25 protein-coding genes, 1 pseudogene and 1 riboswitch are annotated in these 23,873 nt (G+C 49.6%); of the genes and pseudogenes, 19 read left to right on the forward strand and 7 right to left on the reverse strand.

What is annotated here, in order from left to right; genetic code table 11:
* The first annotated feature begins 39 nt into the window (after positions 1–39).
* The 12 genes from ACFO4L_RS02125 (at position 40) to ACFO4L_RS02180 (ending at position 7,988) form a co-directional block, all read left to right on the forward strand.
* Positions 40–519: a DsrE/DsrF/DrsH-like family protein gene (locus ACFO4L_RS02125; RefSeq protein ID WP_377907998.1), complete on the forward strand. Its 480-nt coding sequence runs from the start codon at positions 40–42 to the stop codon at positions 517–519.
* A gap of 22 nt (positions 520–541) precedes the next feature.
* Positions 542–844, forward strand: coding sequence for a rhodanese-like domain-containing protein (locus ACFO4L_RS02130; RefSeq protein ID WP_377907999.1), 303 nt, complete (start codon positions 542–544; stop codon positions 842–844).
* Positions 845–856: 12 nt separating this feature from the next.
* Positions 857–1,420, forward strand: coding sequence for a sulfurtransferase TusA family protein (locus ACFO4L_RS02135; protein WP_377908000.1), 564 nt, complete (start codon positions 857–859; stop codon positions 1,418–1,420).
* Positions 1,421–1,443: 23 nt separating this feature from the next.
* A complete protein-coding gene (locus ACFO4L_RS02140) occupies positions 1,444–2,574 on the forward strand; it encodes an MBL fold metallo-hydrolase (RefSeq protein WP_377908001.1) in 1,131 nt (376 codons plus the stop codon).
* Positions 2,575–2,592: 18 nt separating this feature from the next.
* Entirely contained in the window at positions 2,593–2,820 is a 228-nt protein-coding gene (locus ACFO4L_RS02145; protein WP_377908553.1) for a sulfurtransferase TusA family protein, read from the forward strand.
* A 177-nt stretch (positions 2,821–2,997) separates the two neighbouring features.
* A complete protein-coding gene (locus ACFO4L_RS02150) occupies positions 2,998–3,534 on the forward strand; it encodes a hypothetical protein (protein ID WP_377908002.1) in 537 nt (178 codons plus the stop codon).
* A 12-nt stretch (positions 3,535–3,546) separates the two neighbouring features.
* Complete coding sequence (locus ACFO4L_RS02155; protein ID WP_377908003.1) at positions 3,547–4,035, forward strand: metallophosphoesterase family protein; 489 nt, start codon at positions 3,547–3,549, stop codon at positions 4,033–4,035.
* Between the two features lie 60 nt (positions 4,036–4,095).
* Positions 4,096–4,140, forward strand: a riboswitch (PreQ1 riboswitch).
* Positions 4,141–4,257: 117 nt separating this feature from the next.
* A complete protein-coding gene (gene queC / locus ACFO4L_RS02160; protein WP_377908004.1) occupies positions 4,258–4,914 on the forward strand; it encodes a 7-cyano-7-deazaguanine synthase QueC in 657 nt (218 codons plus the stop codon).
* A gap of 4 nt (positions 4,915–4,918) precedes the next feature.
* Entirely contained in the window at positions 4,919–5,392 is a 474-nt protein-coding gene (gene queD, locus ACFO4L_RS02165; protein WP_377908005.1) for a 6-carboxytetrahydropterin synthase QueD, read from the forward strand.
* Entirely contained in the window at positions 5,385–6,125 is a 741-nt protein-coding gene (queE, locus tag ACFO4L_RS02170; protein ID WP_377908006.1) for a 7-carboxy-7-deazaguanine synthase QueE, read from the forward strand. Before queD ends, queE begins: the two co-directional genes overlap by 8 nt.
* Positions 6,126–6,215: 90 nt before the next feature.
* Positions 6,216–7,187: an oxygen-dependent tRNA uridine(34) hydroxylase TrhO gene (gene trhO, locus ACFO4L_RS02175; protein ID WP_377908007.1), complete on the forward strand. Its 972-nt coding sequence runs from the start codon at positions 6,216–6,218 to the stop codon at positions 7,185–7,187.
* Between the two features lie 243 nt (positions 7,188–7,430).
* A complete protein-coding gene (locus ACFO4L_RS02180; RefSeq protein WP_377908008.1) occupies positions 7,431–7,988 on the forward strand; it encodes a DUF2179 domain-containing protein in 558 nt (185 codons plus the stop codon).
* A gap of 530 nt (positions 7,989–8,518) precedes the next feature.
* Here ACFO4L_RS02180 and ACFO4L_RS02185 read toward each other — a convergent pair.
* A complete protein-coding gene (locus tag ACFO4L_RS02185; RefSeq protein ID WP_377908009.1) occupies positions 8,519–9,592 on the reverse strand; it encodes a DUF3900 domain-containing protein in 1,074 nt (357 codons plus the stop codon).
* Between the two features lie 310 nt (positions 9,593–9,902).
* Between ACFO4L_RS02185 and ACFO4L_RS02190 the strand changes: the two genes are divergently transcribed.
* The 3 genes and pseudogenes from ACFO4L_RS02190 (at position 9,903) to ACFO4L_RS02200 (ending at position 14,603) form a co-directional block, all read left to right on the forward strand.
* A complete protein-coding gene (locus tag ACFO4L_RS02190) occupies positions 9,903–11,555 on the forward strand; it encodes a glutathione ABC transporter substrate-binding protein (protein ID WP_377908010.1) in 1,653 nt (550 codons plus the stop codon).
* Between the two features lie 246 nt (positions 11,556–11,801).
* Positions 11,802–12,347 (forward strand): annotated as a pseudogene (locus ACFO4L_RS02195) (peptide-methionine (S)-S-oxide reductase); the annotation flags it as partial.
* A 60-nt stretch (positions 12,348–12,407) separates the two neighbouring features.
* A complete protein-coding gene (locus ACFO4L_RS02200; RefSeq protein WP_377908011.1) occupies positions 12,408–14,603 on the forward strand; it encodes a hypothetical protein in 2,196 nt (731 codons plus the stop codon).
* A gap of 221 nt (positions 14,604–14,824) precedes the next feature.
* On the opposite strand, the gene ACFO4L_RS02205 is transcribed toward ACFO4L_RS02200, so the two are convergent.
* From ACFO4L_RS02205 to ACFO4L_RS02215, 3 genes are read right to left on the reverse strand one after another with little or no spacing between them, the layout of a single operon-like run.
* On the reverse strand, positions 14,825–15,553 hold the full coding sequence (locus ACFO4L_RS02205) for a hypothetical protein (protein WP_377908012.1): 729 nt from the start codon (positions 15,551–15,553) through the stop codon (positions 14,825–14,827).
* A 30-nt stretch (positions 15,554–15,583) separates the two neighbouring features.
* On the reverse strand, positions 15,584–16,072 hold the full coding sequence (locus tag ACFO4L_RS02210; RefSeq protein ID WP_377908013.1) for a DUF456 domain-containing protein: 489 nt from the start codon (positions 16,070–16,072) through the stop codon (positions 15,584–15,586).
* A 12-nt stretch (positions 16,073–16,084) separates the two neighbouring features.
* The gene (locus tag ACFO4L_RS02215; RefSeq protein ID WP_377908014.1) at positions 16,085–16,384 is read right to left on the reverse strand and encodes a hypothetical protein; all 300 of its coding nucleotides are present in this window, start codon (positions 16,382–16,384) and stop codon (positions 16,085–16,087) included.
* Positions 16,385–16,495: 111 nt separating this feature from the next.
* Between ACFO4L_RS02215 and ACFO4L_RS02220 the strand changes: the two genes are divergently transcribed.
* From ACFO4L_RS02220 to ACFO4L_RS02235, 4 genes are all read left to right on the forward strand, one after another.
* On the forward strand, positions 16,496–17,500 hold the full coding sequence (locus ACFO4L_RS02220; RefSeq protein WP_377908015.1) for a zinc-binding dehydrogenase: 1,005 nt from the start codon (positions 16,496–16,498) through the stop codon (positions 17,498–17,500).
* Positions 17,497–19,278, forward strand: coding sequence for a prolyl oligopeptidase family serine peptidase (locus tag ACFO4L_RS02225; protein ID WP_377908016.1), 1,782 nt, complete (start codon positions 17,497–17,499; stop codon positions 19,276–19,278). Before ACFO4L_RS02220 ends, ACFO4L_RS02225 begins: the two co-directional genes overlap by 4 nt.
* 1,057 nt (positions 19,279–20,335) lie before the next feature.
* Positions 20,336–21,043, forward strand: coding sequence for a tyrosine-protein kinase family protein (locus ACFO4L_RS02230; RefSeq protein ID WP_377908017.1), 708 nt, complete (start codon positions 20,336–20,338; stop codon positions 21,041–21,043).
* A 10-nt stretch (positions 21,044–21,053) separates the two neighbouring features.
* Complete coding sequence (locus tag ACFO4L_RS02235) at positions 21,054–21,215, forward strand: hypothetical protein (RefSeq protein ID WP_377908018.1); 162 nt, start codon at positions 21,054–21,056, stop codon at positions 21,213–21,215.
* A gap of 72 nt (positions 21,216–21,287) precedes the next feature.
* Here the strand turns inward: ACFO4L_RS02235 and ACFO4L_RS02240 are convergent, their stop codons facing one another.
* The 3 genes from ACFO4L_RS02240 to ACFO4L_RS02250 form a co-directional block, all read right to left on the reverse strand.
* A complete protein-coding gene (locus ACFO4L_RS02240) occupies positions 21,288–22,250 on the reverse strand; it encodes an acetamidase/formamidase family protein (RefSeq protein WP_377908019.1) in 963 nt (320 codons plus the stop codon).
* Between the two features lie 66 nt (positions 22,251–22,316).
* Positions 22,317–22,637: a YolD-like family protein gene (locus tag ACFO4L_RS02245; RefSeq protein WP_377908020.1), complete on the reverse strand. Its 321-nt coding sequence runs from the start codon at positions 22,635–22,637 to the stop codon at positions 22,317–22,319.
* The gene (locus ACFO4L_RS02250; protein WP_377908021.1) at positions 22,634–23,860 is read right to left on the reverse strand and encodes a DNA polymerase IV; all 1,227 of its coding nucleotides are present in this window, start codon (positions 23,858–23,860) and stop codon (positions 22,634–22,636) included. Before ACFO4L_RS02250 ends, ACFO4L_RS02245 begins: the two co-directional genes overlap by 4 nt.
* Positions 23,861–23,873: the final 13 nt, after the last annotated feature.

The following is a 23,873-nucleotide window of genomic DNA, read 5'->3' on the forward strand; positions in this document are numbered from 1 at the left end:
ACCCATACAGGTATTAGTATTATGAAGGAGGAAATTTTTATGACAGAGAAAAAGTCTACGAACATTATTTTATTCAGCGGTGATTACGACAAAGCAATGGCCGCCTTCATTATCGCCAACGGTGCTGCGGCATACGATCATGATGTGACGATCTTCGCAACATTCTGGGGGCTGAATGCATTCCGCAAAGAAGAAAACATCGATGTAGATAAAGGGAAAATGGAGAAGATGTTTGAGAAAATGATGCCGCGCGGAGCTGAAAAAATGGGTCTCTCAAACATGAACTTTGGCGGCATGGGTCAAAAAATGATTAAAAAAGTAATGAAGAAGCATCAGGCGATGCCGCTGTCAGATTTAATCGAAATGGCCCAGGAGCAGGAAGTGAAGCTCGTAGCCTGCACGATGACGATGGATCTGCTCGGTCTGCAAAAAGAAGAACTGCTGGATGGTGTAGAATACGGCGGCGTTGCAGCTTATCTTGCAGATGCGGAAGACGGAAACGTCAATCTGTTTATCTAATAAACTCTCAGGAGGAAAACAAATGAAGGAAATTCAAGCAACACAGGTAACCACGTATCTAAATGACTATCAGCTGATTGATGTAAGAGAATCGTTTGAAACAGAAAAAGGTATGATTCCTGGAGCGCTGCATATTCCTCTCGGTGAGTTGCCTGGTAAACTATCGACCCTTGGTAAAGGAAAGCCGTTACTGTTCATATGCCGCTCCGGAGCAAGAAGCGAACGAGCAGCATTATTCTCAGAAGCGCAAGGGTATCAAACAGCTAACATGACTGGTGGAATGATTCAGTATTCATGCAGGACGATCCTGCCCGCACACACTTGAGGAGGTTTTACTATGACAATTAAAGCAGATCAAACGCTGGATGCAAAAGGGCTTGCCTGTCCGATGCCGATTGTAAAAACGAAAAAAGCAATTGGAACGATGGAACCAGGTCGTGTCCTTGAAATTCAGGCGACAGATGAAGGATCACTGGCTGACTTAAAAGCCTGGTCTGAAAAGGGCGGCCACCAATATATCGGTACGAAGCGTGATGGAGATGTTTTGATTCATTACGTAAGAAAATCTACCGGCGAAGAAAAAGAAGATATGACATTTCCTCATACAGTAAGCAATGAAGAACTTGAGGAAAAGCTCGGTGCAGATGCACAAATCGTCGATGTAAGAGAAGCAGCTGAATACTCATTCAGTCATATACCTGGGTCTGTATCGATTCCTCTAGGTGAACTGGACTCTCGTTTATCAGAGCTGGACAAAACAAAGGAAACATTTGTTGTTTGCCGAACAGGAAATCGAAGCGATTTAGCTGCGCAAAAGCTGGAAGCGAATGATTTTAATCAAGTAAAAAACGTTGTTCCAGGGATGAGCAAGTGGAATGGTCCTGTAGAAGAAAACGAATAGTTCGTAATTAGGAGGTTTGAAACATGACAGTAACAGCATGGAAAGCAAGCGAGGTAGCAGAACGTGTTATTCAAAAAAAGGACGTTTTCGTTCTGGATGTCCGGAACGAAGACGCATTCGCAGACTGGAAGATTGAATCAGAATCCTTCACGTATAAAAACGTGCCGTACTTCGATCTGCTGGATGGAGTAGAAGAGCTCGTACCAGAGCTTCCCCAAGATAAAGAAATCCTGGTCGTCTGTGCAAAGGTCGGGTCTTCCCAGATGGTAGCTGAGATGCTTTCAGATGAAGGTTTGGATGTTGCCTATTTAGAAGGAGGAATGAAAGCATGGAGCGAGCATCTCGAACCTGTAAAGGTCGGGGATATGCCTGGCGGGGAGCTGTATCAATTCGTACGATTAGGAAAAGGCTGTCTCTCCTATATGGTGATTTCTAATGGAGAAGCAGCAATTATCGATGCAACACGTATGACAGACACCTTTATTTCATTTGCTGAAGAAAAGCAGGCTGTGATCAAGCACGTATTTGATACGCACCTGCATGCCGACCATATTTCAGGCGGCCGTGAGATTGCAGAGAAAACCGGTGCGAGCTATTGGCTTCCGCCAGCGGACGCAGAAGAAGTGGTTTTCTCTTATGAAAAGGTAACAGATGGAACGAATGTGCAGATTGGGGATACAACCATCGACATCAATGCGCTGTATTCACCAGGGCATACGATTGGCTCCACTTCCTTTGTCATTGACAACCGTTTTCTGCTCTCTGGAGACATTCTGTTTATCGATTCAATTGGACGGCCAGACCTAGCTGGAAAAGCAGAGGACTGGGTAGGGGATCTTCGGGAAACACTTTATACCCGGTATCGCAGCCTGACGGAAGAGTTGATTGTACTGCCGGCGCACTTCATGATCATGGATGAAGTCCAGGATGATGGAAGCGTTCAGGAAAAACTGGGCGTATTGTTTAACGAAAATCACGGGCTGAATATTGAAAGTGAAGAAGACTTCCGTGCACTCGTTACAGAAAACCTGCCGCCGCAGCCGAATTCTCATCAGGAAATCAGACAGACGAACATGGGGCGTCTTAATCCAGATGATGAAAAGAAACGCGAAATGGAAATCGGACCAAACCGCTGTGCGGTAAAAGCACAATAACTCAGGAGGATGATGATGATGAACGCAGATAAAGTACTCGATGCAAAAGGAATGGCATGCCCAATGCCGATTGTAAAAACGAAAAAGGCAATGACAGATCTTGAATCCGGTCAGGTGCTGGAAGTTGTCGCCACGGACCAGGGAGCAAAAGCAGATATCGCAGCTTGGTCGAAATCAGGGGGGCACAAACTCCTTGAAACTGCGGAAGAAGAGGGCGTCCTGACATTCTGGATTCAAAAAGGATAATCAGATCATGAGAAACCGGTCGGCAGCCTGCCGGCCGGTTTTACCTTATTCCTGTCAATCAGCTACATAAAATAGTTTCTAATCTTTATACCTGAATCTAAAGTTGTAGTAAAGCGTTTCTTTTCCTGTTAAACTGGGTATACTAGTACTTAGTATGCAGGTAAAGGAGTCGAGCCTATGGCTGAAATAATTCTAATGTCTCATCTTCCTTCTGTTGTGCAGGAAGCTGGCATGCACGTCGATGCCGAACTGGCTCCAGGCTCAAGGGAGCTGACAGTCCGCTATGAACCGGATATGGTGCATGTGTCGACATTCTTAAGCAGCAGCTACCGTTCCGCAATTGAAACAACCTATTCGCTTGCAGCGGCACTAGGCGTTCGATGGCGTCCGCTGCTCCGTCACGAACCCTTTTTTGCGTCGTTTGATGATCACGGGCAGTGGGAAAAGAGCGTTGACCGGTTTTTAAGGGGGGAGCTGTCTGAAGATGAATCAGGTGCCACTTTGCAGGCGGTGCAAGAAGGTATCTGTTTCAGCGTTGAAACAACGTTGAAGGCACTTCCGGACGAACAGTATCTGGCGCTGGTCGGATCTCCCGTTCAGCTTGCGCTGCTAGCTGAAGCATCTGGAGAGGTAAAAGCGGCAGATGCCTTTCATATGCTGCAGACAGGTATGATTGTCAACGTGTCCTGTCTGAAGGATCGGATTCGCCGTTAGGAGGAAACGGGTGTGGAAATTATCATCTTTGGCGACACACATACCGATTCGTATGCACACCTTCCCGAACAGCTGAGGAAGCTGATGGTGCAGGCGGACGTATTAATACATACAGGGGACTGGGACACCCTGTCGCTTTTTGAAGCGGTTTCTCATCTCGGTATCCCGCTTTATAGTGCGGCGGGGAACACGGACCCTCCGGAGCTTCACGCTAGGCTGGGGAGCTCTCAGCGCTTCCAGGCAGCCGGCAGAAGTTTTGGCGTGGTTCACGGACACGAAGGACACGGTAAAACGACAGAGGAACGGGCGAAGCGTTGGTTTAACGACATGATGCCTGACTTTGTCTGTTTCGGACACTCTCACATTCCTTACCTCCGGTATCATGGTCAAACCCTGCTTTTAAATCCGGGGTCAGCAATGTATCGCCGAAAGATGCCATACCGGTCAGCGATCCAGCTGCGCCTGAAGCCGTCACTGGAAGTAAGGCACGTTTTCTTATAATTGACAGCTGTGTGACCCTGTGCTATTCTTTTCAAGGCTTACTATACGTACACCTGCGGAGCAGGAGAGGTTCTAGCTAAACCCTCTATAAAAAACTAGGTCTCTTCACGTTCCTGAATGTGGAGATGGCTTCGTTTTTTGGAGGAAATCCAGAGGACGAGGCCTTTTTTTGATTTCAATCAAATGCTCATAAGCAGGCAGACAGTAAAAGGACGGGATAACATGCTCTCAGAAGAAAAGGCAGTTGTCGTATTCAGCGGCGGCCAGGACAGCACGACATGCCTTGCCTGGGCAGAGAAACGCTTTGCTTCAGTGGAGGCTGTCACGTTTGATTACGGACAGCGGCATCGGCTTGAAATTGAAACTGCTGCAGCTATCTGCAGCGAGAGGGGAATTCCGCATACGGTGCTCGACATGAGTTTGCTGAATCAGCTGGCCCCAAACGCCCTCACCCGGAAAGATATTGAAATTGAACAGCACGAAGGAGAACTTCCTACCACGTTTGTCGATGGCCGGAATCAGCTGTTCTTAACGTTTGCTGCGATAAAAGGAAAACAAAATGGAGCAAGGCATATCGTAACAGGAGTTTGTGAAACTGACTTCAGCGGTTATCCGGACTGCCGCGACGTATTTATCAAATCTTTAAACGTGACGCTGAATCTGGCAATGGACTACGAGTTTGTCCTGCATACGCCTTTGATGTGGCTCGATAAAGCTGAGACATGGGAGCTGGCAGATGAACTTGATGTGTTCGACTATGTGCGTGAGAAGACATTGACCTGCTACAACGGAGTGGTTGGAGACGGATGCGGAGCTTGTCCGGCTTGTGAACTTCGCAGACAAGGCCTCGAAACGTATTTACAACGAAAGGAAGCATGATGATATGTTTGGTTTCCGGATCGTCGATAAGCTGGAACAGCTTGGCGAGGACATTCAAAAAAGCGAACTGAAATACCATCAAAAACGTGTTATGGTCTCAAAAGAATTCACGTTTGACGCCGCACATCACCTTCACGCATATGAAGGGAAATGTAAAAACCTGCACGGGCATACCTACCGGGTCGTGTTTGGGATCAGCGGCTATGTAGATGAGATCGGGATTATGATGGATTTCGGCGACATAAAAGAAATTTGGAAAGAGCAGATTGAACCTTACTTGGACCACCGCTATTTAAATGAAATGCTCCCTCCAATGAACACTACTGCTGAGAATATGGTCGTATGGATTTTTGAGCGCATGGATGAGGCCCTGAAGGAACAGCGGAGCGGGCAGCAGTGCCGCACGGAATTTGTACGTCTGTTTGAGACACCGACGAGCTATGCAGAAATGAAGCGGGAGTGGATGCTCGATGACTAAACAGCCGTCACTTCCCGTACTCGAGATTTTTGGGCCGACGTTTCAAGGTGAAGGAATGGTAATCGGCCGGAAAACGATGTTTGTCCGTACCGCAGGCTGTGATTATTCGTGCAGCTGGTGTGATTCAGCATTCACATGGGACGGAAGTGCGAAGGACGATATTCGTATGCTGACGCCGGAACAAATCGTAGCAGAATTGGATGAGACAGCTCCGGATAATTTTTCGCATGTGACGATCTCCGGCGGGAATCCAGCTCTCCTGAAGCATGTGGGTTCGCTCATCGAACAGCTCCATGCACGAGGGGTGCAGGCAGCGCTCGAAACGCAGGGCAGCCGATGGCAGGACTGGTTTGTCGATGTTGACGATTTAACGATTTCGCCAAAGCCGCCCAGTTCTGGCATGAGAACAGATTTCACCGTGCTGGATGATATTCTTGATCGCCTTCGAGTTGAAAACAGGCTTTCGCATACAAGTCTAAAAGTAGTCATCTTTGACGAAGCGGATTTTGTCTATGCGAAAAGCATTCATACCCGTTATCCAGACGTGGCGTTTTATTTGCAGACCGGGAATGATGAAACCGGGGAAGAGGCGGATACGTCGAATCTTGCGTCACATCTGCTCAACCGCTACGAAAAGCTGGTCGACTGGACGATGGCCGATAAAACGATGAACAATGCGCGCGTGCTCCCGCAGCTTCACACGCTCGTATGGGGCAACCAGCGTGGTGTTTAGGACACTGCGCAGTTGTCTCTTTCTTTTTTGAACAGATTTGGTATAATATCCGAGGATACGAACATAGCAGGAGAAAGGGGTTTAAAACCGATGGAAAAAGCAGCATATCGCGTTTTGCTCTATTATTTGTATACGGACATTGAGAATCCGGAAGAAGCTGCCCAGCAGCATTTGGAGTATTGTAAAAGTATTGGTCTGAAAGGACGGATTTTAATCGCGAAGGAAGGCATAAATGGAACGGTTTCCGGAACGATTGAACAAACAGAACAGTATATGAATGATATGAAGGCAGACAGGCGCTTTAAAGATATTATCTTTAAGATAGATGAAGCCGAAGGTCATGCATTTAAAAAAATGCACGTGCGCCCGCGTCCGGAGCTCGTTACTCTGCGCCTGCATGAGGAAGATGTAGACCCGCGTGTGACAACGGGCCGCTATTTGAAGCCGATGGAATGGCTCGAGAAGCTGAAAGATCCGAATACGATCGTTCTCGATGCCCGAAATAAATACGAATATGATCTCGGACACTTCGATGGTGCAATCCGGCCGGATATCGATTACTTTCGTGAGCTCCCGGAGTGGGTGGATGAGAACCGAGAGATGCTTGAAGGCAAAGAGATCCTGACCTACTGCACCGGCGGCATCCGCTGTGAGAAATTCTCAGGGTGGCTGAAGGAGAAAGGCTACGATAATGTGAATCATCTCGAAGGCGGTATCGTAACGTATGGAAAAGACGAAGAAGCGCGAGGACGAGGCTGGAAAGGTCAGTGCTATGTATTTGATGAGCGGATCAGCGTGCCGATCAATCAGGAAGAGCATATTGTCGTCGGCCGTGATCATTTCGACGGCGAGCCATGCGAGCGCTATATTAACTGTGCAGACCCATCCTGTAATAAGCAAATTCTAGCTTCTGAGGAAAACGAAGCATTCTTTCTCGGCGCCTGTACACACCAGTGCAGAATATCGCCGCGTAACCGCTACGTGATCCGGGAAGGGCTGACTGATTCACAGGTTGAAGAGCAGCTCCAGAAAATTGATGAACGGCTGAAAGTGACGAAATAACGGCATCACGAAGAAGCCAGGATAACAAGGACGCTTCACGTTCGCGTGGAGGCGTCCTTTTTTTGTGTGAAATGAGTGAAACATCAAAGAGAACGGGGCGGAAGAACACCCTGAAAAGACGTTACATTCACCGGAAATAGTTTTGTCGTAATTTGTCGAATGAATTTTCTTTCCTTTTTAAAATTACCTGCTAAACTTAAGCAGAATTCGATTTTATACAGAGAGAAAGGGGAGCGATCTCCAATGCTTGAAGCCGTTATTATTTTCTTCGCGCAGCTGTTATTTGTCCCGATTTTGACCCTTCGTACGATTATGATGGTTAAATCTCAAAAAGGTAAAGCAGCCGGTCTCGGTGTGCTAGAAGGTGTTATATATGTCGTTGCTGTCGGTCTCGTATTAAGTGATTTATCAAACTACTACAATATGGCTGCCTATGCATTAGGATTTGGAGTCGGTCTCTATATTGGTGCAATGGTGGAAGAAAAGCTTGCGATCGGCTATGTCACGATTGAAGCGAACATTCCTCAGCCAAATGATGAGCTGGTCGCCCGGCTTCGAGAAGTAGGTTTTTCTGTATCCACTTCTTCCGTTCAGGGAATTGAAACGGAGCGATATATGCTTTTCTGCACGGCTCGCCGGGACCGGGAAAAAGAATTTTACCGGATCATTGAATCCTTTGAAGAAAGAGCCTTTGTAGCATCTTATGAACCGCGGAGCTTTAAAGGTGGATACATTACGAAGGGCATGCGCCGGCGCCGCGAATTGTTTAATAAAAAGCGAGCTGCTAAAAAGTCTGCTTAAGCGTCAAAAGAACCGCCGGAGATCCGTCTCCGGCGGTTTCAGAGTGTTGATAAAGTCATTTCAGGTGAATGACTTTGCATCTGCCTGCATCTGCGGACCCTCGCTTTCCGGAGGGAACGGCCTCAGCTAACCGCTTCCTTCTTCCGTCGGAAGCGCTGGATCTTCGCCTCGTTCTGATCCTCTCGGAGTCGAGTTTCCTCCGATTTAGCAGCTGGCTGTCCGGTTGAAATCCTGGTGATGATTCACACGAGCTTGTTCCATCTAGAGGGAACCTTTCGTTAGGCAGCGCTTCGATGTCGAATCGGGATGAACGTCAACGTACCCACCAAAAAAAGCCGCAGCGTCCAGCGATTGGGACGTTTTTCTCCATCAAACAAATCCATTTCCCCTTTGTGTCCGGCGTGCCCGTGGAATTAGCGCAGCCTGAAGATCCTTACTCAGGGTGCCCCATGTATAACGGGAATAGCTCGGCTGCACTCGCGCTTTTCATGCCATTCGCAGATCTGTACAGCACGGCATCTTCAGCCTGCTTACTGACCTGAATCGAAAGGCGCCTTAGCTAAAATCCGTTCGAAGACAGCTGCCATATCGTCCGGCTGCAGAAACTCTACCGGAGATGCTTCTTTATCAAATGAAAAAGCTTCTCCTTCCAGAACAATCACATAGCGGTCGTCTTTTCTCGCAATATGAAGGCGTTCGCCAAAGTCTTCAAGCAGGCCTTCTATTTTCATGTGATCCAGCTTCAGCTTTAGTTTAACCTCAGGATTGCGATCGAGAATCGGGCGGCTGACTTCTCTTACCTGCTCTTCATCCCAGCGGTTTTGCAGCGTTCGCTCTTCCGTATTTGCCCATGCCTCCAATACTTCCTCCTCGGCAATCCGTTCTTCACTGTCATCTTCAAATTCGCTCAATACGGCTTCGCGGGCGCTCTCTATAACTGCTACTGCGGCTGCCTCCCGCTTCGTCTCCGGATATCCGACATAAGGCAGAAAATCCTCAAAATAGCTGGCATGGGAAGCCTGGTGTATTTTTACTTCCCACGGTTCAATCATGCCTTCCTGCGGCATGTGCGGGAATTGAACGGCTTTCATCCCTTTTGTGGAAATCGCTCGATTCACCTGCCGCAGCAGTTCTCCCTCTGATGAGCCTACCGTTACAATGTGGTCCTCAAAGTCACATTTAGCAGCGAGGACAAATGGTTGGGAGGACCATTCTGTCACCGTAAGCTGCACGAGCATGAGAATGCCTCCTCTTGCTGAATTGGTTCCGGCGTAAGCGTCGGCTAGGCGGACGGCTGCTTTCTCAAGCGCTTCTGCGGAGGCTGCCTGCCGGAGATTTTCCAGCATGGCGTAATTTGGATTAGAGCCGAGTTCATATCCGTCTTCGACAATAAACTGCCCTACCTTTGTCGCTGATTTATGGCTTGTCGGATTCCGGTCCGCCTTTCGCTTCAGCATTTTACGGAATTCTTCATGCAAAAAGGACTCAAGCGCGCTGCCGGCATACTCAGAAGCTGTCACGGTTTGTTCAAGCCGTGCCTGACGAACGCTTCCTTCTCCTGACTGAACCGTAAAAAATGATACAAACTGTACGTGCATATCCATCGTCATTCCTCCATTAATCGCAGTTCCAACTGGCGGTAATGTCACTTTGTTCAGTGTAGCATAACTATATAGATATATAATTTAACAACACAGAAAAAATCGGGACAAATTTGTTCCCATATTATGACATCGTGAATCCCATAAGGACAGGGGTTGAGAGCGTCTTAACAAGTCTATAAACGTAGACTGAAAGAAAGGAATAAATATAATTTTCAAAAAACAATCTTTACATTGTTCGACAAATTTAGTACATTTGTCATCACAGTAGTTTTTCGGACTGCTAACTATTTATTTTTAGGGGGAACAATCTGTGAAGAAAAGTACATATTTAACGTCAGGTCTGCTGGCTTCTTTCGTGGTGCTGGCCGCATGTGCCAGCGAGCCGGATAACGATGGAGCGGGTAACGATGGTGCACCGCCTGATAACACAAACAATACAAATGAGGAAGCTGCAGACAACAATAACGGCGACGGTGAAGTGGAAGAACTTCAGGAAGGAAATGATTTAATTATTGCCACGCTTTCTGACATCACGTCACTCGATCCGCATACGACAAGTGACGTACCGTCCGGTAATGTGCAGATTAATATTTTTGAAACTCTCACAAAGTCAGATGAAAACTTCGAAATTCAGCCGCATCTCGCAGAGAGCTGGGAGGATGTGGAGGAAGATATATGGGAATTCCAGCTTCGTGACGATGTTACCTTCACCGATGGCGAGGAGTTCAATGCAGAAGTAGTGCAGCAGAACCTTGAGCGTCTTCTGGACCCAGATGTCGGCTCTCCGCGGGCAGGGCTTTTTGAGGTCATTGAAGAGATAGAGATCGTCGATGACTACACGATTCGACTGCATACAGAAATGCCGTTTTCTGCACTGCCGGCTCACTTGTCAACGTATCCGTCCAGCATGGTCTCGCCAGCTCTGATTGAAGCAGACTACGAGAATATGGAAGATGAGGGGCAGCCAGGGGATATTGTTAATGAAGAACCGGCAGGAAGCGGTATGTTCACACTTAACGACTGGGACCCGGGTAATCAGGTTGTCCTGGACGCTAACGAAGAGTACTGGGATGGACGTGTAAACGTTGATTCCGCTACGTTCCGAGTTGTTTCTGAGGATCTCACAAGACTCGGTGAACTTGAAACTGGTTCTGCTCACGTGATTGATCCAGTTACGCCGAGTGATATGTCCCGTGTAGAAGGAACAGATGGAGTAAACATCTTCCAGACTGAAGCGGCGAGCATTACCTATATGGGCTTCAACGCAGATGTAGAACCATTTAACGATCCCGAAGTGCGGCGAGCGCTTGATATGGCCGTGAACAAAGATAATATGCTGGAAGGTGTGCTCGAAGGAAATGGTACGCCAGCAGTCGGTCCAATTAACGAAACGCAGTTCGGCTTCTCGGATGAAGTAGAAGCAAATGAATATGACCCGGAGCAGGCACAGCAGATTTTGGCTGATGCAGGCTATGAAGACGGATTCGAAACAACGCTTTGGACGAACGACAGTCAGGAGCGAATGGACATTGCAGAGCTGATTCAGGCGGATCTGTCCATGATCGGCGTGGACGTATCCATTGAAGTACTTGAATGGGGAGCCTATCTGGATGCTACTGCAGAGGGAGAGCATGACATGTTCATTCTTGGCCTAAGCTTGCCGACGATGGATGCAGACTATCCGCTGCACGAGCTTTTCCACTCTGATTCTGTTGGAGAAGGAAATCGCTTCTTCTTTGATGATGCGGAGTTTGATGCCTTGATTGCAGATGCTAGGGAAGAGACAGATGAACAGGCCCGTGAAGACCTGTACGTGGAAGCAGTAGACTACCTGAATGAAATGGCTCCGGCCTCCTTCCTCTATCATCCGGACCACATTATGGGCTACCGGGATGAAGTGAGCGGTTTCTGGGCAGATGGCTCAGGGCTGTACCAGCTTAGAGACGTAGAAATCGAACAGTAAATTGAAAGAATCAGTCCGTCCTCCGGGTTAGGTAATTCCTTTTGGAGAGCCCGGAGCAGGCTTGTACTGAAGTTAAAGCTCGAGTAGGCAAGGCATTGACCGTAGTCGTTACGGTCAATGCCTTTTGCTGTTTCTTTCAGAAGAGGACAGAAAATGGTAAAATAAATTGACTTCACGCACAGACTGGAGGCGTTTGATATGCAAGAGGAAAAAATCGTGCTCGGACTCGGTTGATTCTGGGGACCAGACGGCCGGTTCGGTCGTTTACAAGGAGTTACGTCGATTCGCTGCGGCTACGCAGGCGGAAATGAGCCCGGTCCAACCTACCGGAATATGGGCTCCCATAGTGAAACGATTGAAATCACGTATGACAGTGAGATTCTCTCGACTCGTACCCTGCTGGAGGAATTTTGGGATCAGCATTCTGGTAAAAATCATGGATATGGCGGCAGACAGTACATGTCTATTTTATTGTATACTACAGAAAAACAGTATCAGGAGGCAGAGCTTCTGCTGAGCGAGTTCAGAGCGGAGGGCCGTCAGGTGGATACAGAACTAGCTCCCTTAGAACAATTTACGGAAGCTGAAGCATACCATCAAAAGTACGTGCTCCGCCGGTTTCCGCGCGCGGTTGATGCATTAACCGCTGCTTATAACAGCAGCTGGTACCGCTCGACTGCTGCGGCAAAGCTGAACGCATGTGCAGCAGGCGAACTTTCTTCTGTTGACGTCCAGCGTCAGCTGTCTGAAGATCAAGCAGCAGCGGATCTTGCTGCTTCTGTAAAATGGTAGTTTTTTGGAGGAATGGTCATGCGGCAGTCTGATTTAACGAACAGTTTCAAGGAGGGAAGGATGAGAAGCTGGCTTTTCTGGTTCCGAACCCGTCTGCAACGTACTCTACAGTGGGACAGAGGACTGGAGGGTGCTGTTGCTGCCATGTTTCTTGCGGCAGCTGCAGCCGGTTTGATCGGAGCGCTCTCTACGCCTACCGGAATAGGTGTCTGGTTCGATGTTCCGGCTTTCACAATCGCAGCGGTCGCAGCCTGTGCGCTGACAGCAGCGGTCTTGGCACCGCTGCTTTCTCTGTTTTACATTCCACTGCCGAGAGTGTTGTTGAGTGCTTCCGTTTTCACAGCAGGCTTAGTTTATTACATACAGGATGAAGCGAGTCTTGGCACGGTTTTTACGGCGATCATGACAGGGATTTACATACTGAGTGCCTATTTGCTTGGTTTTTTGTTTCAAATTTGGGGCGGTGCTGCTTCCAGCAAGAAAAAAACACTGCTTTCGCTCGTTCCGGTGACCTGGTTTTTGTTTCTGCTGTTTTTTCACCCGACGATTGATCAGCACGAGTCGGAAAGTACGTTTGAAGGCAACCAGTACATCACTCCTCTGTCAGTAGATCACCCTGGTGAACCCGGGGCTTTTGAGACGAAGCAGCTGTTTTACGCAAGTGGAGGAGACAGGCACCGCGATCACTTTGACGAAGGAATGGATTTTGTCACGAGAACGGTTGATGCGACCAGGTATGTGGAAGAAGGAGAATGGCCGGGTTGGCGGAGCCGCTTTTGGGGATTCGATGAGAGTGCGTTCCCGCTGAACGGGGAAATGTGGCTTCCGGAAGGGGAAGGGCCCTTTCCGATTGTCCTTATCGCGCACGGCAATCATCGAATGGAAAATTTTTCAGACGAGGGATATTCTTATCTTGGGGAACATTTAGCGAGTCAAGGCTATGCTGTAGCTTCTATCGACCAGAACTTCGTGAATTTCTCCAACTGGACAGGAATACCTGATGAAAACATGCGGCTTCGAGCCTGGCTGTTTATGCAGCATATGCTCGAACTGAACAGGCTGCAAAATGAGGAGGATCATGTGCTTTCCGGAAGGCTGAATATGGAACAAATTACGTTGATCGGCCATTCCAGGGGCGGACAGGCGGCGGCTATGGTACCGGATTATGAACGATTTTTTGAAGGGGATTTTACACTTTCCGGTATAGAGGATCTGCCGGTCGCCTCGGTGATCGGTCTTGCTCCTACAGATCAGACGGTTGATGACGAAAGGGCCGCTCCCTCAGGAGTGAACTATTTAACGCTGCACGGAGCCCGGGACGGAGATGTGCATAATTTCCGCGGTGACAGACAGTATGGGCGCACCACTGTGGAAGGGGAAGAACTGAAAGCAGCTATTTATATAGCGGATGCTAATCACAGCCAGTTTAATACGGCCTGGGGGCGGGCGGATATGCGCCTCCCTGGGGGCATGTTTTTGAGCAGAAAGCAAATGATGGAGCCGGAAGATCAGCGTGCGGTTGCGAAAACATTCATCACGGCGTTTCTGCATGCCACGATTCGAAACCAAACCCAGTATGAGCTGCTATTCCGGGACGTACGCTACGGTGCAGACTGGCTTCCGGACACCAGCTACGTATCGCGCTTTCAGACTGGGCATTATGAGCCTCTCGTCACGTTTAATCGAAATAATGACCGCAGCGAATTTCCGGAAGGGGTCGCAGCCGAGGCCGAAGGGTTTACAGAGTGGGCGAAAACATCAACAGAGGATCGCGCTGGGAATCGGAAAGCAGCTGATGGTGTGATCTTGGAGTGGGGAGACAGCGGAACCTACCGGCTTTTGCTTCCTGAAGAGTATCGGAATGACTATTTTAGTGGAGATGAAGATGCTCTCACGTTTTCGATGTCGCAAATGGACCGCGAGCTGGGAGGGGAGCTTAGAGGTTCTACCGATCCTTCTCTGGAAATCGGTCTGCTGTTTGAAGATGGAGAAACCGTTGATATTCCCCTTCAGGCCTACTACGATATCCCATCAGCCATCTGGACTCAGTATTCCCGATATCCATTTTTGGAAGATCAGTTCCGGGACGGCAAGTATGAAGAAGCGATCGAACCTGTCTTTCAAACGTATGTGATCCCTGCCGCTTTATTTGATGGGTATGCACCGAGTGAGCTTGCTGCGCTGGAATTCCGGTTCGGTGAAGGTCCCGGACGGATGATTATCGATGACATCGGTTTCGAGCAGCTTAATGACTAAATGTCTGCTTCTGATAGAAAAACCAGGCACTTGAAAGGTCCTGCCAGCTGCTGAATTCGGAGGGCCGCGGCTCAAAACGAGGCGAAGCTCCGGCATACAGCGGAAGGAGAGCCGAGCCCGGTCTATCCGGAAAACGAGTGACCTCAGAGAGAGCGTTATTCATCCTTAAAGACGTTATCGACACACTGCCAGGCTGGAAGTCCATGCTTCCAGCCTGGTTTTTAACGTGGATGAGTAACTTGCTCATTCGGATCAGGTTCATACCTAGTGGCTGCTTCATGCAGCTGCTGGAGAAACGCTTCGTTATAAGCAGCGGTTTGATAAGGCCGTGCACGGCTTAAATCGAACGTTCTCTCGCACGATCGATGTGCGCAGGTGACCTGCTCTGCTTCTGGTGCCAGTACATACGGCCGCCGCTTTTTGCAAGCTGGACAGGTTGCCCGGACCATAACAGCCACTGGATCCTTCCGGTAAGCGCCGTCCGTTTCATCCCGGGAAAGCTTCGTCTCCTGCTGAAACAAAAAAGCGTTGGTTGCTGCGCGGCCGGTTCGCTTTATTAAAGTTTCCAGCTTCAGCTTTGGCGCTTTATTTTTCGTCGGGCGCTTAGTGACGGTAATCCTGTCGTATTCATCGATTTCAAGCAGTCCGTACCGGTTTGGCACTTCCTCCTTCGAAAGCAGTCCTGATGGAGTCAGGAGGTAAGCGTATGTCGCTACCGCCTCGTAACCCAGCTCATCCTGCAGAATATGATCACGCAAAAAATCACTTCGTGTTGCTTTTACTTCAATGATCCGGGATTCCTTTCGTTTCATGTTAATCCCGACGGCATCAGCGGTCCGCTTTCGCCGCTTTACAACAAACTTTACTTCTGTTGCACATAAATCGGTCATTTTATCCTTCAGCCATAGAAGCGCCTGGTGTTTAAGATGCTTATGAACAGTACTTTCCATAATGAATGTGGCTCTCCTTTATCGTGTGAATTACGTCAGCAAGAAAACATCAATCAGGAAGATACCAATTAACGCTGCCTGGATCAGTGCTTTTGCAAATGTGCTCGTCAAAAAGCCGAGCAGTGTTCCAACGGCGGTTTTGGCCGCCTGAGCCAATGTCCGTTTCTGCACAAGCTCCGTTGCCATTACAAGCAGAAAGGGTACGAACAGGATGCCAAATGGCGGTACAACAAAAGTGCCGATAATCAAGCCAATGGTAGCCGCCGTCATTCCGTGTTTAGTTGACCCGTATTTTTTTACGAAGTACATACTGGCTGCATAATCTGCTACGAAAATGATAATCGTTAACAGCACGAGCGACAGCCATGTATACCAGCTGACTCCTGCTCCGTCGATGAAGAACGCATACAGGATAACGCCTGCCCAAATGACAAGCACAGAAGGGATGATAGGGTAGAGCAGGCCAACGAAGCTCAAAAGAAACAGAGCGGCAATGACCACCCAAATAAGCAGTTCCACGTAATTCCTCCTCTAAAAAGCTTTTTCCTGCCTGATAGCAGCAGTTTGCAGTTTTTTCATGAGATGCGGCGTCCTCCGCAGCACGTAATAGCTGGTGCCGTTTCTGCTTTGATAAGCGGGGTTGCGCTGAATCAGTCCCTGCTCTTCAAGTTCGTTGACGGCTGGTGTAACGTTTTGCACGATGCAGAGGTGATCCTTGGACGAATGCTGAATCAGCCGCCAGAGAATCTGTTTTTCCCGCCGCTCAAGCTGTTGAAGCTTTCGCCATACCGGCCGTTCGCTTTCCGGGAGCTGTTCTTCTGTCAGTTTCATCGTCCGCCTCCTCCCCGCTGGGAATCATGCATTTACTTATAGTATAATGGAAAACGGAACCAATCAACACTATCAGCCTTTATCAGATAGTGTCAAAGGAGGACCTTCATTATGAAAGCGTTTGTACATGCTGGAGAACCTGGACTGAAGGGGACTGCGGTAAAGGATATACCGAAACCGGAGCCAGGTGCAGGAGAGGTCAGGCTGAAAGTCGTTACAGCCGGCTTGAATCATCGGGATTTGTTCGTGCTTCATCGACATACGGAAGATAATCCGCTCGTGATCGGTTCTGATTGTGCCGGGATCGTGGATAAGCTGGGGGAAGATGTAGAAGGACTGGAGGAAGGAGAGGCAGTTGTTGTGAACCCCGGGCTGCACTGGGAGGAAGAAAGTCCGGCACCACCGGAGGGCTTTGAAATTCTCGGGTTTCCGGGTGACGGCACTTTCGCGGAATACGCTGTAGTACCGGCTTCTTCACTGGAGCCGAAGCCCCCTCACTTATCATGGGAGGAGGCAGGAGTCTTTTCGCTTGCTGCGTTAACTGCTTACCGTGCGCTGTTTACTCGCGGAGGCCTGCAAAGCTCGCATACGGTCCTACTTCCCGGCGTAGGCGGAGGAGCTGTAACACTGATGCTCTTGTTTGCCAAAAAAACTGGTGCGAGGGTGATAGTCACGTCCCGCTCTGAAGCAAAGAGACGTATGGCGCTTGAAGCTGGTGCCGATGCAGCGATCGACAGCTCTGGAAACTGGGAAGAGCAGCTTGAAGGAGAAAAGGTGGATCTCGTAGTTGAAACCGTTGGAGCAGCAACGTTTCAGAAATCTCTGGATCAGCTAAAAAAAGGCGGCACGATGGTGATGTTTGGAGCTTCTGCGGGTGATGAAGTAAAGCTGAATCTGCGTGAATTCTTTTATGGGCAGTACAATTTACTCGGGTCTACTATGGGGAGTCATGAAGAATATCGGGATATGCTTGCCTTTATCAGTAAGCACAATATTCACCCGCTCATGGACAAGACCTTTTCGCTGAAGGATGCTAATGAAGCATTTCAGCGCATGGAGAAATCCGGGCAGTTTGGAAAAATAGCCTTTCGCATTTCCGGGGAGGTGGAAGAATGAAATTCCGCCCGGCTCGCGTCGAGCAGTTTTTCCGGACGTATGTGATTCAGCATTTTTCCATTTCGCCGGATGAGAAGCGCATGCTTTTTTCAACGAATCTCAATGGGAAAATGAATGTATGGGCGATGGATTTACCGGATGGCTTTCCATATCTGTTCGCGCAGACCAGTCAATCAGCCCAATTTTTAAAAGAGGATAAACGTGGTTCCTGTGTGATTGCCGCATTCGATAAAGACGGAGACGAGAACTATCAGCTGCATGCACTGCCGCCGGCAGGCGGGCTTCCGGAACAGCTTTTTGAAGCACGTCCAGGAGAAAAGCACTTTTTTCATGATCTCCGCGAAGACGGCAGTCTTTATTTTTCATCGAGCAGAGGCAACCCATCTTTTTTAACTGGATGGCGCTACGACTTGGAGAGCCACTCGCTTGAACAGCTGTTTGAAGGAAAACGAGGTGCCGCGTTTTTTAAAGCGGTAAGTCCGGATGGAACCCTTGCGGTTGTAAGCGAAATGCGTGCTAATACGCACGTTCCTGCTTATGCGGTTTATGAGGGAGAATGGCAGGCCTTAAGCCGTACACCTGATGAGCCTCATGTAACGGGAGATGCTGTTTTTACAGATGACCATACGCTGTTTATGGTAACAAATGAGGAAGCGGAGTTTTCTTTTTTAACAAAGGTTGATTTGAGAGACGGAAGCCAGCAGCCTGTGCTTTCTCTTCCGAATGAGAGCATTACGTCGCTTAAGCGTCATGAAGAAAGTGGAGATTTGATTTTCACAACGGAAAAAGGAGTCGCAGATAAGCTTTACCGATGGCGCAGCGGCGCTGCTGATCCGGAGGAGCTGCAAGCCCCTTTCTCTATTATTCAGCAGTTTTCTATGACCGCCAGTGGCGATATTTACGTGCTGGGAATGGAAGCGGACACGCCTCTTAACATCTTCCGATACCGGGGAGACAGCTGGACGATGTTAACGAAAAACCTGGTCCCGGGCGTTCCTTCCGAAGAGTTGATTCAGCCGTCAACGGTGAGCTACACGTCGTTTGACGGTACTGACATAGAAGCTCTTCTGTTTCGTCCAAAGCCGGAAAAGGATAACGGACACATGATTTTTTGGCCGCATGGCGGTCCCCAAGCTGCGGAAAGACGACAGTACCGGGCTATGTTTCAGTCGTTTCTGCACGAAGGATATGCAGTTTTCGCTCCTAATTTCCGCGGCAGCACCGGTTATGGATCTTCCTTTGTGAAGCTGGTTGAACAGGATTGGGGGGAAGGGCCCCGTCTGGATTGTACAGCCGGAATTGAATGGCTCTTTAAAGAAGGATACTGCAGCCCGGATCGGCTGTTTCTGATTGGGGGCAGCTACGGTGGCTATATGGCGCTGCTGCTGCACGGCCGTCACAGCGATTATTTCCGCGCTGTGGTCGATATTTTCGGGGTATCCAATTTGTTCACATTCATTAAATCGGTGCCGGATCACTGGAAGCCAATTATGGATCGCTGGCTCGGAGATCCGGTTAAAGATAAAAAGCGACTGGAAAAGGACTCCCCGATTACGTATCTTCACGGCATGAAAAAGCCGATGCTGGTCATTCAAGGGGCGAACGACCCTCGCGTCGTGAAAGAAGAATCTGATCAAATCGTAGAAGCTTTAAAACGTCAGGGCACTGAAGTAGATTATCTCGTCCTGGACGATGAGGGACACGGTTTCTCGAAAAAAGAAAATGAGATTCGAGTCTACCGCCGTATGCTCGATTTTTTGGCCGAGCATCAGCAGTAAGCAGCTGTTTTTGGCTTTGCCAGGCTGGCATACAGAACGACCCGCTCCGTTTAACTGGAGCGGGTCGTTCTGGCTGTTGAAAAAAGTCTTTCAACTTATATGTTTATTCGTTTGATTGTATTTTTCTCTGCTTACATAGTCTTCCGTGGGCTGGCCTTCAGCTATTTCTCAGAGTGACCCCTATATGAAGGGAAGAAAGGCAAGGGAGGATGGCGCGGCTTCCACGGGCATGCCGGACGCATCGGGAAAACGGCTCTGTTTGTTGGAGAACAACGTCACGACAGGCAGACGCGACTGTTTTTTTACGTTTATCATGCGTTCGATGAAGGACTGGTATCTCTATTTAACATCAAAACGCCTCATCGGAAGGTTCTATCCGTATGGAAGCCGATCGTGCCTTTATAAATAGACACATGAAACGCACTGCCAGCTGCCTGCATCGAAGGAGCTCGACTCCGGGAGGATCAGAACGAGGCGAAGATCCAGCGCTTCCGATGGAAGAAGGGAAAGCCGAGCCCGTTCCCTCCGGAAAGCGAGTGTCCGCAGATACAGGCAGGTGTAAGGATATTTACTATAAAATACTTTATCAACACTCTGGACGACCCGCTCTGTTTAACTGGAGCGGGTCTTTGTTTACCGGTGCAGGTAACGAGCAGTGGTGAGAAAAAGATAGTCAGACGATTTTGAGGCGATTCATCAGGTTGACACGCCGGCTGATTAGTGGTTAAATAGAACGTGCGTTCCCGTTTTGCTGGTGTTTAAGGTCTGCCAATTCGGGTAAAGAACTTCACTGTTCGTTCTTCATTTTTGTCCGTATATCACTGCGCGGCTCCCAGCATGAAAACTGATAGGACGGTTTTGTTACATATCCAAGGCGTACACACGTGTACGTCATCCCGTCTGCTGTTTTCGCTGCAGAAAAATGCTGGCACGTAGCGCAGCAATGATAGCGTGACGTCATAATGAAGGACCTCCTCAATCAAGCATGATGCTTTTTATTGTAGCAGAGGAGAACCGTCCGTGGAAGGTATTCATTTTTATAAGGAGGCGTTATGCAATGATTCCATTTGTCAGTGTTACCAGTGGTGAGTCAGGATCAGGTGCAACGACGACTGCGGTTAACCTCGCTGTATCGCTCGCATTAAGCGGCAGGCGCGTACTGTTAATTGACTGTTCGGAAAAGGCTGATTGCCTGATTGGTGCGGCAGGCACTGCAGATGGAAGCGTTCCGTATACTCCGCTGCTGAAAATCATGCAGGCCCGCTCAGAAGAGCTGCCGAGGCTGAAGGATGAAGCGGAAAATGGGACGTTCGAATGGATCATTGCAGATGTCCCGCAAGCGGCTTATGAGATCTGGGGAAATCTTAGCTCTCAAACGGTTCTGGTGACTACGATGGAGGAAAGCTCCATCCCTTGTGCAGACGGTGTTGTAGGAAAGCTGGAGTCCATCGGTGTTTCGCCCGCTGTCGTGCTGAATCGGTACGACCCTGAGAAAGACAGAACGATGGCAGCCTGCCTGTCCTATACATTAACGGATAATGTGATCGGCTGGATTACAAATATGGATTCCTCTGCCTCACGATTTCCTGTTGCGCTTTACCCGGACCAAGATACGGCTCAGCGCTTCCGGCACGCAGCCCGTAATCTAAAAGATGGCACAAACCGGCCATACCGAACGCTTCGTCCCCTGTCCCCTTACGGACGCGGATGGGAAAAACTGACTTCATTCCTGCAGCTGGATGCAGGAGATCGTCGTATTAAATAAGGAGTCTGCTATGTGGATGTTGATTTTACTGGCAGCTGCGGCTGCAGCTGCCGCCATCGGCGGATGGATATCCTTTGAACGCCGTCGTCGCCGTGTTAAAGCGAAATTGTATGACCGGGCTTATTATACGGTAGCCAGGTTTTCAAACCGGACCCGTAAACCTGGAGCCTGAGCATCATCGATACGAAAAAACGCTTCCGCAAAGCCAGCAGGCTTCGGAAGCGTTTTTTTAATACGTTGATTTTCAACTGGAGTCGCTCGCGAGTCCGGCAACGTGCAGCCGATCTTCAGGAAGAACCGCATGCACGCCTTTTACACCATTAACGACCTGGGTGATGCGGAGATCTACGACAGCGCCGGCAAGTGCGGCGGCCTGCTCTTCTGTGATTTGAAATGCAGCAGCCATCCGCCGGTTCATGTCCCGCAGCGCATTGGCGCATGCAATGTTCAGATCCGTATCAAAACCAAAGGTAACGAGTCCGGCAGGAGTTTTTGCGTAGGGCTGGGTGAGCGTCATGTCCGGATGCAGGATGATTTGAATGCTTGCTTTATCCATCGGACACTCGATTGCTGTACCGCTTACTTCTCCATCACCCTGGGCTGCATGGCCGTCGCCGGCGTATAGCATTGCTCCCTCCGTTTCTACGGGGAGAAAAAGGCTGCTGCCTGCTGTCAGCTCCCGGCAGTCAATGTTTCCGCCGGTATAGTAAGGAGGAGGGGTCGGATAGACGTCTCTTCCTCGCGGCTGCAGGGCAATCAATCCAAGAAAAGGCTGCATCGGAACCGTGTAGGAGACGTCTCCTATGTCAGCAGTAGCCGTCGAGGTCTCTCGGTCAAGACGCCAGTCGATCGCCGTCCGATCACCCGTCAGCTGCATGGCCTCGCTCTGCCAAGTGCCGGCTCCGCCACCCCAGCTCCGTCCATACCAGCCGGTTTCAAGCTTTTGGATACGTACTTCGACCGTCATGCCGGGGGATGCTCCTTGAATCTCGATCGGACCGATAACCGGATGCTTTGGATCGGCTTCTTCTGCAGCCGGTCGAAGCGTTCGTACTGCTTTTCCCGGTTCAGGGCTGTATCCCCATTCGATATCTGGTGTTTGAAATGTAATGGTGTCCTCTGAGGCAGCTGTCAGAACAGGATCGTAGTCCCGGCTGAACGAGCCGCGCAGCACACTTTGACTCAAAGGAATCGTATGATGCATCATGCAGGTCAACTCCTTTTGTGAAATGTTCTCTGTGAGCATGACACAGCCGTTCGCATTTGCAAAGTATTATGCATACGTTACCCGAATCAGTTGTTCCGGCTTTAACTCGGTTCCTTCTATATAAATACGTTTTTCGCTAAGGACGGGAACACCGACTGCACTGTAGACGGCGCCATCTTCCCAAAAAAGAAGCTCGACTTCGAACCCTTGAAAAGAAGCGGTATGAAGCCGTTCTCCGAAAAGGGCCCAGTCTTCAGAGGTGAGGGAGGGCGGCGGTGTGCGTTTCTGCAGTTCCGCCCGCTTTTTCAAGGCAGCCGTATGCTCGTGCAGCATCATACGGCTGCCTTCCCACATTAAATTTCCTCGCTTTAAATAACGATCTTTCATTTAAAGTGACCTCCAATTCGCTGCGCTCTCTCTTGAAACTGGGAAGCAGGCAGCTTGGAGGAAGCCCGCCTGACGGCATGTTTGCCGAACCGGTCGTGGAGCCGGTCAGTCATGTAGCCGAGCTCCCGGGAAGCAAGCTGTTTGCCGGGATCCCGAAATAGATTCAGCTGGATACAGCCATCGGGCGAAAGTCCGGAAAGAGACACATGAATCCGGCGGACGGGAAAGCCGGACCAGAAGCGGCGGAGCAGGGAAGCGGCAGCTGCGAAGACGGCCGAAGCGGCGCTGGAAGGTTCCTGCATGGAGATGCTGCGGTGAAAGCCGCCGGCTGGACCGGAAGCCCCGCAGGAAACAGTTATTCCTGCTTTCAACTCCCGACGGGCCCTGCTGCAGACTTCATCGCACAGCTCGAGCAGCACGAGTTCAATGTCTTCCAGACGAACGTACTCAGCCGGCAGTGTCATCCCGTTGCCGATCGCTTTCTGACCGGAAAAGGTCTCGGTGGTAACCGGAGAATGATCAACGCCCTGTGCATTCATCCACAGCACCTGACCGTGAATGCCCCATCTTGAGCGGACTTCTTCAGGTTTCAGTGCGGCAAAGTCGCCAATGGTCTGAAGACCGCGCATTCGGAGGTGGCGGCTCATTTTCGCGCCGGCCCGGAACAGCTTTTCGACCGGAAGAGGCCAGAGCCTGGATTCTACATCGTCTGACGTGAGCCGGGCCTGGCCGCTGCTGCTCTTCTTTGCAAACAAATCACACGCCATCTTAGCAAGCACTTTATTGTCGCCGATCCCGACACGTGCATAGACTCCCGTTTCCTGATAAACAGCTTCCTGAACGGCAGCAGCCGTCTTCTCCGGCGAACCGAAGAGGCGAATGGATCCGGATACATCCATAAACTGCTCGTCAATACTGTAAGGTTCCACTTGATCAGTAAACGTTTCAAAAATATCGGTGATTCGCAGGGACCAGTCGAGATAGTCCTGCATGTGCGGGGGGACAATGCGCACGTTCGGGCACTTCAGCCTTGCGTCACGGAGGCGCTCTCCATTTGTAATACCAGCCTGCTTGGCTTCCGGACTTGCAGCAAGAATAACGCCGGAGGGGCGCGAAGGAGCACCTGACACAACAAGCGGCGTCCCGAGGGCAAGTCCATACTTCTGCTGTTCCACTGAGGCGAAAAACGATTGCATATCGATAAGAAAAATAGTCTGGTTCATGTGACAGCCCTCC

This window comes from Bacillus daqingensis (assembly GCF_042654445.1).
Classification (GTDB): domain Bacteria; phylum Bacillota; class Bacilli; order Bacillales; family Salisediminibacteriaceae; genus Alkalicoccus; species Alkalicoccus luteus.